The following is a 15,595-nucleotide window of genomic DNA, read 5'->3' on the forward strand; positions in this document are numbered from 1 at the left end:
GACAAAATGATATTTAATTGATTTTATTTTCAACGAGATACGATTCGAAAATTAAGACCCAATTCCAAATCATCCGATAAAAATGGCGCTTTGTTGTTATTTTCAAATTCGATTATTTAATTAAATTCAGCCCCTGGAAAAACCGTTTCTTATCCAACTGGGGCGACTTGAAGAAGGCTTTCCCTCGAATATCAGCGCACTTGGCGAGTGTGTGCTGGGTGCGCTCTCGGGCGTGCTCTGTTGCCGGCCGCCAACATAGAGCGAGCGAAGGAGCACCCACGATGCCGTGGTTCACCTGGCCGGCTGCATTGCCGAGCGTTGCGCCGGCCAGGGGGGGGAGATCGCTCGGGCCGACCCCGAGAGCTGCGCGCGGTCGGTGAGTACCATATATAAACGCCGCGATTTGGCAAGCGGCTTTGGTGAGCGTAAGGTGCTAGGATGAGCGATAGCGCCCCAAAAATCTAGAACGAGTCGACTGGCTGCGATCGGCCAAAAGCAGACAGTTGTCCTGCGCGTCAGTGGGCCGAACAAATGGCCGCTCTACACGAGCGAGCAGCCATTTCTGCGCGTTAGATGCGGGACGCTTCCTTTTCCCTCTAGTCGGCGGGGTAGGAAGGTGCGAACGGGTAGAGTTTGAAGATCCTTATGCGGCGGGCATCTCGCTGCCATCTATCCAACTCGCCTCCTGAACCTTCCAAATTTGACTCTATTTTGGCCTGAACCAGAAGCGGGCGCCCTCGCCGAGCAGACGGAGGATGCCGTCGGCTTCCTCGCTCATTGGGTTTGGCAAAATGTCGATTCGCGTTGCGCTCGAAGTTGCCGGATTGGCGACGTAGATCACGACATAATGCTGACCGGACCGGACGCGGGCCGCCTTCCGGGCGGCGCGGACCTCGGACTCTCCCATCTCGAACTGGCACCGGTCGCCCTGGCTGGATTTGACCTCGATAAGCCAAGTCCGCCGATCATGCTTTAGCTCGAAGTCGTAGCCAAGGTCGTCGGACCAAGCCTTACCCTTCTGCAGGGCGCCGAAGCGCGAGACCCACGCCTTGTCGATGTCTTGGTTACGGAAGCGGTTTTTGAGCCAGTGATAGACTACGAGTTCTCCCAAGCGCCCAATCATGTCCTTCTTTGCTTGCGGTGTTCGATCCGGCCCGGGCGGCACATCGCGCGGATTACGGTTAGTCGGTGGCTTGTTGGTTGGCTTTTCGAGCAGAGCCAGCTCGGTCGGCGTGCCAAGGCGCGCCGATTTGACCTGCTTGGAGAGCCGAGCGGCGATCTCGGCCGAGATTTCGGTCCAGTCCGCGTGTTCGGGGTCGACATCGAGGTCGTTTATGCGAACGGAGCGTGCCTTCGCCGCGCGCTCCTCCTTCTCCCGCTGGGCTTCTTTCGCAGCAGCGTCGATCGCATCGGCACCGATGCCCAGCGCGTCACGATCGAGCGTGGGATCCATGCCGTTGGGCCAGAGGCCGAGTTTGACACACCAGGCGATTAGCACGCATTCGTCCATTGGCTTGACATCGACAGCGCCGGTTGCGTCGAGCTTGGCGCGAATATGCTGCTCGGCCGCTTTTGCCTCGCGCCAATAGTCGGGGATACTCGAGGCTGGACCCTTCCACCATGCCCGCACGATGGGCGTCGCCGCGGTTGCGAAGCGGCTGATCGCCGACAGGTTGGCGGATCGAACATCGGCAAGATCGGGCAACCCGTGTGGGTTCGCGCCGATCGCAGGCGCCCCTGCGCCTTCCAGCCACCGTGCGACATGCTCCTCCAGCACAGCTTCCGGCACGAAATGGTAAAGCGTGAGCCAGGCTGGCTCCGCCTTCATCAATCGCAGGCCGTCACGGCGTTGCGCGTACTCGGGAGCGGGCGTGAAAGTTTCGAGAGTTGGCGCGGCCGCATTGCGTAGCGCCTCCAAAATGGACACCTCATGTTCGACGATGTAGTTCAGGAGCTGCGAGGCGTGGACCGCAGGATAGGTCAGCGGGTCGCTTCCTGTCGCCGCGAGGCTCTCGTTGAATCGCGCAAAATCGAAGTCGAGAAGCTCGCTGAATTGCGCGGCGGATTGAGCTTGCCGGCACGCCTTGAGCAACGCGTCGGCATCCGTCGAGGCGGCGGTGATGAGGCGCATAAGCTCAGCGAGCAGACGAGCGGGGTCCGCGCCGTGCTCGACCTCAAGCCGATCGCAGTCATTCAGCGCTTCCGGTCCCGATCCATAGTGGATGGCGGCGCGAATCCACGGCATCCGATGGTCGACGCGCTCGCCGACAAGATGCTGGATCGAAGCCACGGAGCCGTCTTCGAGCTGGAGGGTGCGACCGAGCCGAGAAATTACGTCCTCATTGAGGCCGACTTCGTCGATCTCTTCGCCGACAGAGGCGAGCTCGTGGGCTAGAAGACGCATACCATTGGCGACCGGGGAGAGATCGATCGCCTCGCAGATCGCCGGCAGGCAGAGTTGTAGGCCGTTCCAAGTTAGCGGATCACCGATCCGGGTAACGACAAGAGTCGGTCGGTCAGAACGTCGAAACACATAGGCTGGCCGATCACCGGGAGCTGTGATTCGCTGATCGTTGATCTCGAAGGCGACGTCTTCGGCGGCAACGAGGGCAATATTGCCGAGGCGCTCGAGAACGAGCCCGCGGTCTGAAGGAAGCTGGCCGGCGTCGGTGCCCCGCAGCCCCTCCATGGCCACCGCGAGCATCACGCGAAGCCACGGACATTGGTCTAGCACCGTTTCACTGGTCTCGATGTCGTCGAGCGCCACGTCGTCGATCTTAACGTCGTAGCGCATCGTCGACAGGCGGCTCACCTTCTTGCCGAACAGGGCTTCCGCTGCTGCACCCACCCGCGCGCGATCAACACCCTTGATGTCGAGAAGGAGGCCATCGATCGACGCGACGAGGCTAGGCGCAAGGTCGTCGTCGCTATCGCGAACGTAGAGCGGTGCGGTCTCCTTGTTCGCGATCGTGACGGCAAGATCGGCGCGTCGGCGGACCAAGATCGGCATATCGTTCGCCGCCTTGCCGGTCGCTTGCGCATCCCCAGCATGCTTGTCCGCGATGACCTTCCAGGTGGCGTTGTAGAGGTTGGCGAGCTGCTGCTCATAGTGCGGGCGAACCGCGCCAGCGGCATATTGAGACGCTAGGAAACGGGCTTGTTCGATGGCGGTCGTGGGATCGTTTAGGACACGAAGGTGCCCGTAGATGCGCAACATCTTGAGCGCGTCCGGCTGCCGGCGGTCAATGATTTTGCCGATCGTAACCGCCACCTGCCGAAGATAGAAGGGAAACCGCTCGTTGCTGGAGACCCAGACGTCCGATGGCCTGTAGAAATGGCGAACCGGACCTTCGGACGATGGATCGTCGGCGGGGAGCCATGCACTGCTACGAACGAAGGCGCCCGCTGGTGTCGACCATGGATATTGGTCATTCGGGTAGTGCTCGTGACGAAGGTCGCCTCGAAGCAGTTCCTTTCCGGCGCCTGCCAGCCATTCGATCACCAGACCGGCGTAGATCTCACGGCAGTCGTCGGAGAAGCGTTCGTGGTCGCTCTGGCCTGGCAGGTGCCATAGAGCGTTCGCGAACTTGTAGTTCGTGGAATAGGTGTGGCTGAGGCTTTCCTTGTTGAACTTGCTGACATCCCGCTTCCAGTCGGCGATGGCCGCGTCGCTAAGACCTAACTTCCTGGCGAACCCGAAGCTCGTCACCTCGTAGGACCGGGTGGGGGGCATGAAGGGCAAGGGAAGCGCGCGTAGACCGCTCCCGACGCCCAATCCGCGCAGAAACTCCGCCCAAAGCGCCACCTGGCCCTTGAAGGCGCGATGGCTCGTCGGCGCGAGGAGACGCTTTCGATACAAGGCAAAATCGGCGACGTCGGGCGGCGCGGAGCTGAAGAGCGCATTTAGCCGTCGGCCGAGGAGTTCTTCGGGCCAGGTTTCCGAGAAAACAGCCTCCGTCGCGTGGATCATCCCATCCGCCGTGGGAACGAGCAGGCTATAGGAGGAATCGACCTTGATGGATCTGGTTGCCTGGGCGCGACGCCAGATCGCGAATGCCCAGCGTAGACCGGCCAGAGCCTCCTCGACCGAGGCGCCCGCGTTGACCACCTGAGAGATGCGGGTGAGGACCGTTTCGCCGTCATAGGCCGAGACTTGGCCGCGCTCAAGGAACTCGCGCGCGGCGCGCAGTTCGCCGTGCCAAGGGAGCGTGCTCGCTGCGAAGGCGAAGTGGGCCGCCAGCGGCGCTGGTACGCGGAGCTGCTCGAGCGGGATCTCCGCATTCTCGCCAGACGGCCGGGTCGCGGGCGGAAAAAAGAGGGAGGGTTCGATCTGCTCGCCCTTGCGCCGCCGGCGCCGGACGCGCGGAAGCTGACCGCCGTTCTGGACGTCGCGGTGACCAGCGCGAACTGTCCCGTCATCGCATAGGATGACGGGCAAGCCGACGAGCATCTCCGGCCCCTCTTTCATGAAGGAGGGGAGATCCCGATAGAAGGCGGTCCAATGACTCGTCGCTGGGCGCTTACCCGCGCGAAGGGTGCCGGCGACCTCTGCCGCAATCCGCGCGCACTCGAGGGGCGCCAGCCGGTCGCGGAACAAATTTGGCGCGTATTGCCGAAGGAAATGCGTTAGCCGGGCCATGCGCTCAACTTTGAGCTCGGGCAGGAGCGGCGCGATCGGCGGGGATATAGTCGCGCCGTGCCTCGCGATCGCCAAAAGATCGAAGGTCGGCGACGCCTCGAAGGTGGCGCGCACCTCCCTGGGGCAGCGCCAACCGACCGAGAGCAAACCGCCCAGCGTGACGGCACATGGGATAACTTGGGCGGATCCGAACTCCTGATCGCCGAGACGCGCAATTTCCGCGGCCGAGAGGGCGGGCAAATCGAGTCGCTCGTTCGGGCTCTTCGCTGCGGTCAGGCTGGATGGGTTCGTCCAGACAAGGAGATCGACAGATGCCTTCGCCCGGGCGATCGCTGCGAGAGCCGAATGGCTGCGGCCGGCATCGCGGTCCGCCAGCCAACGCACGCTCGCGGCGGCGAGTGTGACGGCTTGGGTAAGGAGCAGGCGATTTAGCGCGACGCCGGCATCGAGGGCCTTGCGGTTCGAGGACGGGAAGAAGCTGCCGTGAAGATGTCCTTGAAAGGGCGCGGTGGCGCCCTCCCCCATAGGCAGGAACGTGTAGAGACGAGGCGACGAGATCTCGTGATCGAGGGGCACCGCCAAGCCGACCTCACCAACGCCTGACCAATCCTTCCAACTGCTATGGAGTTGCCTGGCCGCGACGCCATCGTCGACGGCTCGCCGCATTAGCTCTTCGGGTGCATGATCGCGGACCAGTAGCCAGTGAGCTCCGCTTAGCGTGACGATTGACGCGGCAATCGGCGCAGATGCGATCGGCTCTTCATGCCGCTTGAGTGTGAACGCCGAGGAGGTCTCGCCAGCTCGATTCCGAACCCTAGCGTCGAGCTTCGCGAGACGATCGAGAAAGAGGAGCAACGGCGCGGACTCGTCGTCCAACGCTGCGACCTCGTCCCGCGCAATCTGCAGCGAGTCCGAATCCCGAAGTGGAAGCCGAATGACGGACGAGAAGCCGCGCGCGGCATAATCTGCGATGATCGCCGGCTGCGTGCCAAGCGCGATCGGCAGGAAGAACATCGGCAGATCGGACTGCGCGAAAGCAAGGACAGTCGGATGATTGATCCGGGAGGTCAAATCTTTGGATCGTGCGAAGGTGAAGCAATATCCCTCGAACGTGGCTACGCCACTCACGCCGAGCGCCTGCGAGTAAATCTCGGGAGAATCGCAGACATGGCTTACGCTCCGGAAACCGAGCCCCTTGTTGCCGATCGACTCCCCAGGCGGTTTGGTGGACATGCCGATGCGTGAAAGCGCGACCACATTGTCGTGGGTGAACGGCTTTCCGCGATTCGCGACATAGAGCGTGCCGAAATCGCCCTCGTCTTCGACCAGGAGCACCTCTATCTGACCATTATGCTGGCCTCGCTCATGGACGTCGTTGGCGTTCTGAACGAGCTCGATCAGGAACCGACCATGATAGTCGGCCGCCGTGTGCTCAGCGACGCTTTTATTCTGGGCGTAGACGTCGTCGAGATAGACGCCGGTGGTCACGTTGATCGTCCCTGCAAACGCCTGCAGCTTGTCATTCGCAAGACGATCGATCTGATCGGCGGGCGTTAGGGCCTCGTCGTGTGCCGCCGCAACAACGGCAGAAGTGAAATCAACAGCGCTTACCAAGCTGCCCCCACGTCATGATTGCCTCTTCAACTGCTAACCTAAAGCTATGAGCGATCATAGCTTAGGATGATGTTGGAGTTCATTTGTTGCTGCGTTGCCGAGCAGAGACAAAGGGTTTGCCGTTCTCGAAACCGAGCAATCCAAGATAAACAAGGCATTTTTTATGAATTGACCATGCAACAACGCGACACCTTCTGTCCGTCGCTGGGAGATCAAGGCATCAAACCGGCCAGGATGGAGCGAATTACTGGCAAGAGTCAACCAAGGGTCAACCGACATCTGAATGGCAAAAACAGCTAGTCGAATTCGCGAACTGTAGAGACGAGAAAGCGGCTGTAGCCGCTTTCTTCTTTTCGACTGTTTCATTGTCACATTCGAGCTGTCATCATCCTGCAGCTTAACGACAAGATCGGACCCAGGAGTGGAAAGAAAGCCGAACACGTGGTGACAGGCAGCGCGCCGGTTGCGCTCCCTGCACGGCTCCGCTCTCGTGATGTGTAGTAGGTCATAACGTGGCGCATAACGACGTGTTGACGTGGCCGCCGTATGACTACTTTGAACCCGCGAGCGGTCATGCGAAGCCAGTTCCTCCCATTGACCGCGATGGGTCGGATCGAGTCCTCCGCGCTTCTCCAGAGCGGCCATTCGATTTCGCGGGCACGCGCCATCGCCGACGGCAGTTGCCCCTGCCTGCCTCGCCACTCGCAGCGGCCGACCACTGCGGATCGAAGCCGACACCCGCTTCTATTCCACCTCGGCGGCCGGCCTTTTACGGCGCGGCGGCCTCGGCGCCGGGGTGCCTCGATAGGCCTCGGGCGGTAGCAACGACAGGAACGTCCGAGCCTGTTCCGGGTCCGTGCAGCTGAGCCAGTCATCGTACTGGTCGGGCAGCAAGATCACGACGCCGCGCTTTTCGTTGGGGGAGCCTTCCCCCTCGAGATGTCGGTGGAACTGGCTCAGGAACGGGTGACCATCCGCGTTGACGGTCAGCATCGTGAAGCCGTAGGTGACGGCGCCATCAGGCTCCGGCCACGGCTTCCACAGCCCGGCCACGGCGCACGGCGCGCCGCTGGCCAGCTCGATCCCCCATCGCTCCGATTTGTCCTTCAGGACCTTGCGCACCAGGTCGGCGCGGTTCGGCCCATCGAGATCGGGGAGTGGTGGATACCGCGGCTCATAGATGACCTCCGCCGGCACGATAGCAAAACGGCACGCGTGCCACGAATCCTTGAAGCTGGCTTTCTGTCCGACCGTCTCGCTGCGCGCGTTCATCGTGTCGAACTTGAACTTGCCGATCTTCGACTGCGGCCGGATTCCGAAGCTGCCCAGCAGCGATTCGCGATCGCCCCCGGCGCCGCGGCGGATTAACGGCGCGGGGTAGTCGCAGTAGACCTCGGCCGGCCATTCACCGTCCGGCGGTGCGGACTCGAAGCGCTCGGCGTACCGGCTCCTGCTGGTGGCCACGAAGTTCGATGGGATGAACGCCGCTGCGCACTGAGCGCATCATACGCGTGCGGTACTTCTGAACGGAGGCAGCTATGAATCCCATCCCTGTGGGAGTCGATATCGGCAAGAACGTCTTCCAGATCCACTACATTGCGCCCGGGAGCGGCGAAATCGTCAACAAACCGCTCAAGCGCGCCAACTTTCTCGAATACTTCGCCAACCTAGAGCCCTGCCTGATTGGCATGGAGGCATGCGGGGGCTCCCAACACTGGGCGCGATCGCTCAGCAAGCTCGGGCACAAGGTCCGTCTCATGGCCCCGCGCTTTGCCAAGGCATTCAACATCGGTAACAAGAACGACGCGGCGGATGCACGAGCAATCTGGCTTGCAGTCCAGCAGCCCGGCAACAAGGTAGCAGTGAAGAGCGAGGCTCAACAGGCCGTGCTGGCCCTGCATCGGCTGCGCCAGCAACTCGTGAAGTTCCGCACCTCCCAGATCAATTGCATCCGCGGACTCTTAGGCGAATACGGCGAAGTCATGCCGGCAAGCCGGCGCGCCTTCGACGCAAATATCGCCGCAGTCTTAGACCGAGTCAGCCAGCATGTCGCAGCTCCGTTGATCGATACACTCCGCGAACAGTGGTCGGCCTTGACGCACCTGGACGAACAGATCGCGCGCATCGAGCAAAGGCTCAAACAATGGATGAGCACCGACTCGAGCGCGCAAGCGGTCGGCGCCATTCCGGGTGTTGGCTTGCTGACCGCCACCGCTGCGGTCGCCACGATCGGCGACGCATCGGCGTACAAGTCCGGCCGTGAGTTCGCCGCGTCGATCGGTCTCGTACCGAGGCAAGTTGGCTCGGGCGGGCGAACGACACTGCTCGGGATCAGCAAACGGGGCGACGCTTATCTACGCACCCTCCTCGTGCATTGCGCGAGAGTCATCAGCGTGCAGCTCCGATCCAAGCATCCGTGGATTGAACAGTTGCTGAAGCGACGACCGTATAACGTAGCGATTGTCGCACTGGCCAACAAACTGGCGCGCGTCATCTGGGCCGTGCTCGCTCGCGGCAGACCGTATCAACAAGATTTTGTCAGCACCAAGCCGGCATAGCCTGGCAGGAATCGTCAACGACAGAGGAGTGAACTTCATCCGATCGCTCGGCGTAACAGAAGGAGATGACAGGACAGGTTGGACCGTGACTCGCTAAACCTGAGTGTGTACTGGCGCTTCGAGCGCGAAAGTTCGTATAGGAGCGAGTCAGCGGTTCTCATCGTGGCCCGCGACAGCATCCACGTCGCAACAAGGCCGAATATACGTACGCGATCCGGCTTTTCCGTCCTACCCTTCTCCATTTTTGGAGCGCTATCGACCGCACTCGATACTTGATGCATCAGGGTCACTTACCTTCGCCCGCTCTTGGCAGGTGGGGGAATTCGTGCTGCGAAAATTTGCTCCTCGCCCGTGACGTAGGTGGTTGGTTTGACCGTGATCCGCTAAACCTGAGTATGCACTGGCGCTCACAGCACGATAATTCGACAAGGAGCGGGCTCACGGCAGTTGGCTGCTTCCGACCCGAAGCGGTCGATCGTAAGCTCGCGCTCCCTTTGTCGCTTTTTGAAGTACTGCAGTCATCCGACCGTCGGTCTTTTTGGTCAGGCATCGTCCAACACGGTCAACAGCGCGGCAGAACCTTATCGACTTGACGTACACCGAGCTCCGAGTCATTGGATGCGAGGAAGCCGCATCAGAGAGAGATTGCACCGGAAGCCGCTCGTATTGCCGCAGCAATCTCGTCTTCGCCGCGTCCCCCATTGATGGCAATGCTTTCCCCAAAGACAAAGTGAGGAACCGAACGGACACCGGCACCGGCCGACCTGGCCGCTTCCTGCTCGACGCGGCGGTGCTGTTCAGGATCAAGTGCGATGGCACGCGCCTGGTTGCGGTCGAAACCGTAGTCGGCTGCGATGTCGGCCAATACATCCGCGTCGGAAATATTCTTCGCTTTGATGAAGTATGCGTCAGTGATTGCAACGGCGAGCCTGTGCTGCGTGTCACGCCCAGCGGCTGCCAGAATCACGGCATGAGCAGCTTGGGTCGGATACGCCCAGAGCTGGCGGCCAAGATCTAGTGAGAAACCCGAAGCGCGAGCTTCTCTCTCGGGGCGAGCAAAGGCCACTTTCGGATCGGTTATGCCGTAGCGCGAACGCAGCAAGTCGGGAATATAGAGGCCCCCCGCCGGCGCATCGGGCAGCAGCAAGACGGGATGCTGCCGGATATCAACGACCAGGTCGGGAAAACGCTCCGCCAGCACTTTGTCGAGACGGTGATGCCCGACGATGCACCACGGGCATGTGATTTCAGTATAGAGGTCTATTTGCATAACCATGTTCTGGCGGTCTGATCTGCACGCTATGCATTTGAAGGTAGCTCGGCATCGATTCTGGTCAATTGAACCGATACGTCCCACAGTCGTCTTGCGAGTTCTGGATTCCGCGCGTCCTGAGACGGAGTGCATTCACCAGAGGGACCTCGCAATTCGGAAGTTTTCGTCGGCCCGTAATAGCCGCCGCACTTTATTTGTCCGGTCGCCGCTTGCAATGCGCCCCACGCGCCCTGAGCCGGCGTGTTGAAAAACAGGCCGATCAATGACATTGCGATGTTGCCCCACCAGCTATCGCGCGCAAGGTTGGTTCCAGCAAGACCCGGGTGGCAGGCCAAAGCCGTAACCGCTATCCCCGCCGCCCGCAGTCGCCGATCCAGCTCAAAGACAAAAAGCAGATTCGCAAGCTTGCTGGCTGCATAGCGAGGCATCCACTCGTAACTCTTCTCCGCATCAAGATCGTCCCATTCGATCTTCGCGCTCTTGTGCAGACCGCTGCTCGTGACAACGATGCGCGACCCGGATGTTTCCGTGAGCCTGGGCAACATGAGCACGGTGAACGCAAAGCAGCCAAGATGATTGACGCCGAATGTCAGCTCGAAGCCTTGCACCGTGCGCTTCAGCTTCGGCCCTTGCACGCCCGCATTATTGATGAGCGCGTCGATGCGCGGTTCCTTTTCGGCCAGTTTTGCTGCGTTCCGCACGCTCGTCAGGTCTGCGAGGTCAAGCGGCAGGAATGCAAGATTCGCTTCGGGGGTCATCAGACGAATCCGGCTAATGGCAGCTTCCGCCTTCGCCGCGTCGCGGCACGCGAGAAGCACCCTGGCTCGCCGTGCCGCCAACGTACTCGCTATTTCAAGGCCTATGCCGGTGTTGGCGCCGGTGACGATAAAGGTCTTGCCTGATTGATCGGGTACATCGGCATTGGTGAATCCGCTCATGGCGTGAACCGTGTCGAGACGTTATTGCGTCAATGGTTAGCGATGCCTGGCGCGGCGCGCACGAACTTCCTGTCGGTCACCTGTTCGACCAGGAACTTCGCAAGGTTGCCTCTGGAGAGCTTCGTGCCGAGTCTGGTTTTTCCGTACCAGCCCACATCCACGCGGCCATCGGCGGGACCATCCTTTAGGTTCGGAATGCGTACCAGTGTCCAGTCCAGGTCCGAATTGGCGATCAATTCGCCAGTCGCGTTGATGTCCTCATACCCCTTGCGCGCGATAACCTTGAACAACAGCGCGAACGCATGGGTTTTGAAGGCAAAACCATCCTTGGGATCACGATAGGCAGCCGTAGAAATCTGGATAAGACGGCGCCCGCCCGCGTGCTTCATCGCGGCGATGACGTTGGTCAAGCCGCGCATGATCGGCTTATCGCCCTGCACCTTGAGACTGTTGGGACCCAGGGCGCTGATGACCGCATCGGCACCCTGGACGCACTTCGCAATGGCACGCTGGTCTTTGAGGTCGCCGACAACCATTTCCACCCTTGCCGCGAACGGCGCGAGTTTCTTGGCGTCGCGCGTATAGACCGACAGTTTGTAGCCCTGCGTCAAGGCTTCCTCGATGATGTGCCTTCCGGTCGGCCCGGTCGCACCGAACAGTGCGATGGTTTTCTTCCCGGCCATGAGGTCACGCCGCCTTCGCCAACAAGGCTTTGATGGCCGCTTCGGTGTTGGCGATTGCGGTGTTCACCGCATCGGGGCCGAAAACCGTGCCCTCGACACGCACCACCTTAACGTCGGTCAGGCCGATGAAACCAAGCAGATGCAGCAGATAGTTGGTCTGAAAGTCGAACGGTGCCCAAGCACCTTCCGAAAACACGCCTCCGGTAGCGGTAACGAGATAGACCTGCTTGCCGGTCAGCAGCCCCTTCGGCCCAGTATCGCTGTAGCCGAAGGTGACGCGCGGCCAGGTGACGTGATCGAACCAAGCCTTGAGCTGCGAGGGCAGACCGAAGTTGATCATGCCCGAACCGAGCACGATCACATCGGCGACCTTCAACTCATCGACCAACTCTTGCGCGACCTTCACCGCCTCGACCTGTTCCGGTGTGCGATCTTCGGGTGCCGTGACCCGGCCCTGGATGTAGGCCGGCGCGATGTGCGGCGGCGGATTCGCGGCAAGGTCGCGCACGGCCAGCGGACCGCCCGAGCGGGCCTGGATACCATCGGCGATTTCGGTGGCAAAGCGGGTGGAAAGGCTGTCGGGCCCGCGCGGGCTGGAAGTGATCAGTAGGGTGTGGCTCACGGCGGCTCCAAGGTATAAAAAGAGAACTAAGTAAGATATCGACTCTTACTTACCAATTCATACAAAGGATGGTATGGTTCCTGCCGTTTCCCCACAAGAAGGCACACGCATGTCACTTAGTCACCCGGAGCTACCTGCCGACATGCCTGCGCCGGACGCTGGCGGCTGCCTGGCAACCCGTGAAATCCTGGATCGCATCGGCGACAAGTGGAGCCTCTACATTGTCGCTACGCTGGCCAATGGCCCGCGGCGCTTCAACGAATTGAAGCGCGGCATCGACGGCATTTCCCAGCGGATGCTGACACTCACCTTGCGCGGACTGGAACGCGACGGACTGATAACGCGAACGATGTATCCAACGATTCCTCCTCGCGTCGATTACGAACTCACTGACATGGGAAGAACGCTGTTGAAGCCTGTCATGGCGTTGGTCAACTGGGCGAGCGAGAATCAAGTCGCCATTGCCGAGGCGCATAAACGTTTTGACGAGGCGCCGGAGCCAGATCAGGTCTCGATTCAGGGCGTTGTCTACCAGCGTCGATAGACGGGTCCAGACCGTAGGCTTGTGCCAATACAGCGGCGAAATCCAAATGCCGGCTCCCGTTGGGACCTGTTCCAACGCGGATCTTTCGTGGGCTGAGAAGGCGCTGCATTTTCCGATCTATCCAACCATGAGTCGGCCACGACCAATCGGAAAAGTTGCATAGGCTGCTTGGGTGTCCGCTCCCTGAGCCAAACGGGACGCCTCAACGTCTCGCCGTTGACGCAAACCAATGACGCTTCATGGCCGATCGCAGCCAGTCGACCCGTTCTAAACTATAGGGCGCTATCGCTCATCCTAGCACCTTACACTCACCCAAACTGCTTGCTAAATTGCGGCGTTCATATAGGTACACATCGACGTTCCTCCACGATTCGCGATGCGTTGCATCGCTGCACACGCGGCCAAGAGGCGGCCGATCGGCGGCAGCAAACCGCCGTATCTCGACGCAATATACGTGACTTTCCGCCACCCGCGCGGCGCTCGGCCGGGATCGAGCGGGCTGGCACGACGGCGCGGTAGGCCGCGCGACGCGGGGCTCGCTTTTTGAGACGGCTAGGTTACAATGCCTGAAAGCTGTATATCCATACAGTATTAGTGAACGAACACCATGCACCCCGCTCTCGCCCATCCTGAACGCATCCACCCGGATTTGTGGCGCGCCAACCAGTTGGCGCAGGCCGGCTCGCGCGGTATCGACACAGGCCACGCGGCGCTGTCGGCCGAGCTGCCCGGCGGCGGCTGGCCACCTGGTTGCCTCGTTGAGCTGCTGGCACAACAGCCCGGCATCGGTGAACTGCGGTTGCTGGCGCCCGTGCTCGCGCGCCTGGCGCCGAAGCCGGTCGTCATCGTCCAGCCGCCCCATCGGCTGCAGCCGGCCGCGCTCGCGTACTGGGGTGTCGATCCTGCCGGGTTCGTGAACCTGAAAGCGCCCCGCACGGCCGATGCCCTCTGGGCCGCCGAGCAAGCACTACGCGCCGGTACGTGCGGGGCGGTGCTGCTCTGGCAGCACGCGGTGCGATCGGACGCGCTGCGGCGCCTCAATCTTGCCGCGCAGTCCGGTGCCGCCCTGTTCTTCCTGCTCCGACCAACCGCGGCCGCGCGCGATGCGTCGCCGGCGCCGCTGCGCCTCGCGCTCGCACCGAGGCGCGATGGCATCGACGTGACGTTCGTGAAGCGCCGCGGCGCGCAGCGCGATGAGCCGCTGTTCGTGCCGTTGTCCCCCTCCCCGATTTTGCTGGACCGCCATGCTCGTCTGGATCGGCGTGCATCTGCCGCGCCTCACTCTCGAATCGTTCCAGCCCCTGTCGCCCGGGCCATCGTCGAATGACGTCGACGGCCTGGTGGTGCTCGAGCAGGACCGCGTCGTGACGCTCGATCGCGCCGCGCGCGACCTGGGCGTCACGCCCGGCATGCGCCGCGGCGGCGTTCTCTCGCTCGCGCCCGACGCGCAGATCTGCATGCGCGACACCGCGCGCGAGGACGAGCTGCTGCGCGGCGTTGCCTACGCGTTGCTCCAGTTCACGCCGAGCGTGGTGCTCGAGGCGGAGGCCGTCGTGCTGCTCGACGTGACCGCAAGCCTGCGACTGTTCGGCGGCATTCGCGCGCTACGGCGTCGCGTGCGCCAGCTGGTGGCGTCATTCGGTCTGACGGCCGCCGTGTCCTTGGCGTCGACCGGCGCGGCCGCCTGGACGCTTGCCCGCGGTCTGCGCGGTGGCGCCGCGTTGACTCCTCGCTCGCTGCGCCGCGCGCTCGCGCGTGCCCCGCTCGCCGTGGCGCCGCCGGCGCGCCGGTATGCCGAGTGGTTCGACGAGCTGGGCTGCACGACGCTCGCGGAACTGCAGCGCCTGCCGCGTGCCGGGCTCAAGAAGCGCTGCGGCACCGCCCTGCTCGACTGGCTCGACCACGTCGCCGGCTCGGCGCCGACGGCTTACGAGTGGCTCGAGGCGCCGCCCGCGTTCGACGTGCGCATCGAGCTACCGGACCGCGTCGAGCACGCCGACGCGCTCGTGTTCGCCGCGCATCGCCTGGTGCTGCAGCTGACCGGCTGGCTGACGGCCAAGCAGCTGGACGTGTGTGCGTTCGTGCTGAAGCTCGAGCACGAGCGCGGCCGGGATGCGATCGCCCCGACAGAGTTGGAGATCGTGCTCGGCGGGCCGACCCGCTTCGAAGAGCATCTGATGCGCCTGGTCAAAGAGCGCCTCGGCCGCCTCGAGCTGCCGACGCCGGCGATCGCGATCGCATTGCACGCGCATCGCGTCCAGGCCGCGGCAGCGCCGAGCGAGACGCTCTTTCCCGAGCCCGGCGGCACGCCGCAGGACCACGCGCGGCTCCTCGAGCTGCTCACCGCGCGTCTCGGTGCCGAAAACGTGCTCACGCCGGCGCCGGCGCCCGACTTCCGACCGGAGGTCGCCGCGCAGTGGGTGCCCCTCGATCAGCGCAAGAAGGCGGCGTCGGCGCCGGCAGATCTGCCGCGGCCAGCCTGGTTGCTGGAGGCGCCGGTGCAGCTGCTCATGCGCGCGAATCGCCCCTTCTACGGCACGCCGCTACGCATGATGTCGCCCGGCGAACGCATCGAGTGTGGGTGGGAGGACGGCCAGGCCGTCACGCGCGACTACTTCGTCGCGGAGGACGACCACGGCGTGTGCTACTGGTTGTTTCGCGAGCGCGTGTCCGCGCGCGACGAGCGCGAGCCTCGCTGGTTCCTGCACGGCCTGTTCGGCTGAC

The 15,595-nt window shown here is 62.3% G+C and carries 11 protein-coding genes; 4 read left to right on the top strand and 7 right to left on the bottom strand.

Annotation, left to right across the window (positions count from 1 at the left end; all coding sequences use genetic code 11):
• Positions 1 to 706: 706 nt before the first annotated feature.
• From bpln_RS32970 to bpln_RS32975, 3 genes are all read right to left on the bottom strand, one after another.
• Positions 707 to 6,253 (bottom strand): sacsin N-terminal ATP-binding-like domain-containing protein, encoded by a 5,547-nt coding sequence (locus bpln_RS32970; RefSeq protein ID WP_055141371.1) that lies wholly within the window; start codon positions 6,251 to 6,253, stop codon positions 707 to 709.
• 54 nt (positions 6,254 to 6,307) lie between these two features.
• Entirely contained in the window at positions 6,308 to 6,898 is a 591-nt protein-coding gene (locus tag bpln_RS36495) for a hypothetical protein (RefSeq protein ID WP_148654288.1), read from the bottom strand.
• Positions 6,899 to 6,997: 99 nt separating this feature from the next.
• Positions 6,998 to 7,717 carry an SOS response-associated peptidase family protein gene (locus tag bpln_RS32975; protein ID WP_055141372.1) on the bottom strand — a complete coding sequence of 240 codons (720 nt, stop codon included), beginning with the start codon at positions 7,715 to 7,717 and terminating at the stop codon, positions 6,998 to 7,000.
• A 74-nt stretch (positions 7,718 to 7,791) separates the two neighbouring features.
• Between bpln_RS32975 and bpln_RS32980 the strand changes: the two genes are divergently transcribed.
• Positions 7,792 to 8,811, top strand: coding sequence for an IS110 family RNA-guided transposase (locus bpln_RS32980; RefSeq protein ID WP_055141373.1), 1,020 nt, complete (start codon positions 7,792 to 7,794; stop codon positions 8,809 to 8,811).
• A 634-nt stretch (positions 8,812 to 9,445) separates the two neighbouring features.
• On the opposite strand, the gene bpln_RS32985 is transcribed toward bpln_RS32980, so the two are convergent.
• The 4 genes from bpln_RS32985 to bpln_RS32995 are packed head-to-tail and all read right to left on the bottom strand — an operon-like array spanning position 9,446 to position 12,327.
• Complete coding sequence (locus bpln_RS32985) at positions 9,446 to 10,087, bottom strand: DsbA family oxidoreductase (protein WP_055141374.1); 642 nt, start codon at positions 10,085 to 10,087, stop codon at positions 9,446 to 9,448.
• A 23-nt stretch (positions 10,088 to 10,110) separates the two neighbouring features.
• Complete coding sequence (locus bpln_RS34865) at positions 10,111 to 11,022, bottom strand: oxidoreductase (RefSeq protein ID WP_082465565.1); 912 nt, start codon at positions 11,020 to 11,022, stop codon at positions 10,111 to 10,113.
• A 29-nt stretch (positions 11,023 to 11,051) separates the two neighbouring features.
• Positions 11,052 to 11,705, bottom strand: a complete 654-nt coding sequence (locus bpln_RS32990; protein WP_055141375.1) for an NAD(P)-dependent oxidoreductase — start codon at positions 11,703 to 11,705, stop codon at positions 11,052 to 11,054.
• 4 nt (positions 11,706 to 11,709) lie between these two features.
• The gene (locus bpln_RS32995) at positions 11,710 to 12,327 is read right to left on the bottom strand and encodes an FMN-dependent NADH-azoreductase (protein WP_055141376.1); all 618 of its coding nucleotides are present in this window, start codon (positions 12,325 to 12,327) and stop codon (positions 11,710 to 11,712) included.
• Between the two features lie 109 nt (positions 12,328 to 12,436).
• Between bpln_RS32995 and bpln_RS33000 the strand changes: the two genes are divergently transcribed.
• From bpln_RS33000 to bpln_RS33010, 3 genes are all read left to right on the top strand, one after another.
• On the top strand, positions 12,437 to 12,871 hold the full coding sequence (locus bpln_RS33000) for a winged helix-turn-helix transcriptional regulator (RefSeq protein WP_055141377.1): 435 nt from the start codon (positions 12,437 to 12,439) through the stop codon (positions 12,869 to 12,871).
• Between the two features lie 607 nt (positions 12,872 to 13,478).
• Positions 13,479 to 14,198, top strand: a complete 720-nt coding sequence (gene imuA / locus bpln_RS33005; protein ID WP_055141378.1) for a translesion DNA synthesis-associated protein ImuA — start codon at positions 13,479 to 13,481, stop codon at positions 14,196 to 14,198.
• On the top strand, positions 14,116 to 15,594 hold the full coding sequence (locus bpln_RS33010) for a Y-family DNA polymerase (RefSeq protein ID WP_055141379.1): 1,479 nt from the start codon (positions 14,116 to 14,118) through the stop codon (positions 15,592 to 15,594). Before imuA ends, bpln_RS33010 begins: the two co-directional genes overlap by 83 nt.
• The last annotated feature ends 1 nt before the right edge of the window (position 15,595 follow it).

The sequence above is a fragment of the Burkholderia plantarii genome, from assembly GCF_001411805.1.
Lineage (GTDB): Bacteria > Pseudomonadota > Gammaproteobacteria > Burkholderiales > Burkholderiaceae > Burkholderia > Burkholderia plantarii.

Excerpts from the sequence above, each read along its gene's own strand:
- bpln_RS36495 (WP_148654288.1), bottom strand. The coding sequence starts at position 6,898 with ATGGCCGCTCTGGAGAAGCGCGGAGGACTCGATCCGACCCATCGCGGT.
- bpln_RS32980 (WP_055141373.1), top strand. The coding sequence starts at position 7,792 with ATGAATCCCATCCCTGTGGGAGTCGATATCGGCAAGAACGTCTTCCAG.
- bpln_RS32985 (WP_055141374.1), bottom strand. The coding sequence starts at position 10,087 with ATGGTTATGCAAATAGACCTCTATACTGAAATCACATGCCCGTGGTGC.
- bpln_RS34865 (WP_082465565.1), bottom strand. The coding sequence starts at position 11,022 with ATGAGCGGATTCACCAATGCCGATGTACCCGATCAATCAGGCAAGACC.
- bpln_RS32990 (WP_055141375.1), bottom strand. The coding sequence starts at position 11,705 with ATGGCCGGGAAGAAAACCATCGCACTGTTCGGTGCGACCGGGCCGACC.
- bpln_RS33000 (WP_055141377.1), top strand. The coding sequence starts at position 12,437 with ATGTCACTTAGTCACCCGGAGCTACCTGCCGACATGCCTGCGCCGGAC.
- imuA (WP_055141378.1), top strand. The coding sequence starts at position 13,479 with ATGCACCCCGCTCTCGCCCATCCTGAACGCATCCACCCGGATTTGTGG.
- bpln_RS33010 (WP_055141379.1), top strand. The coding sequence starts at position 14,116 with ATGCTCGTCTGGATCGGCGTGCATCTGCCGCGCCTCACTCTCGAATCG.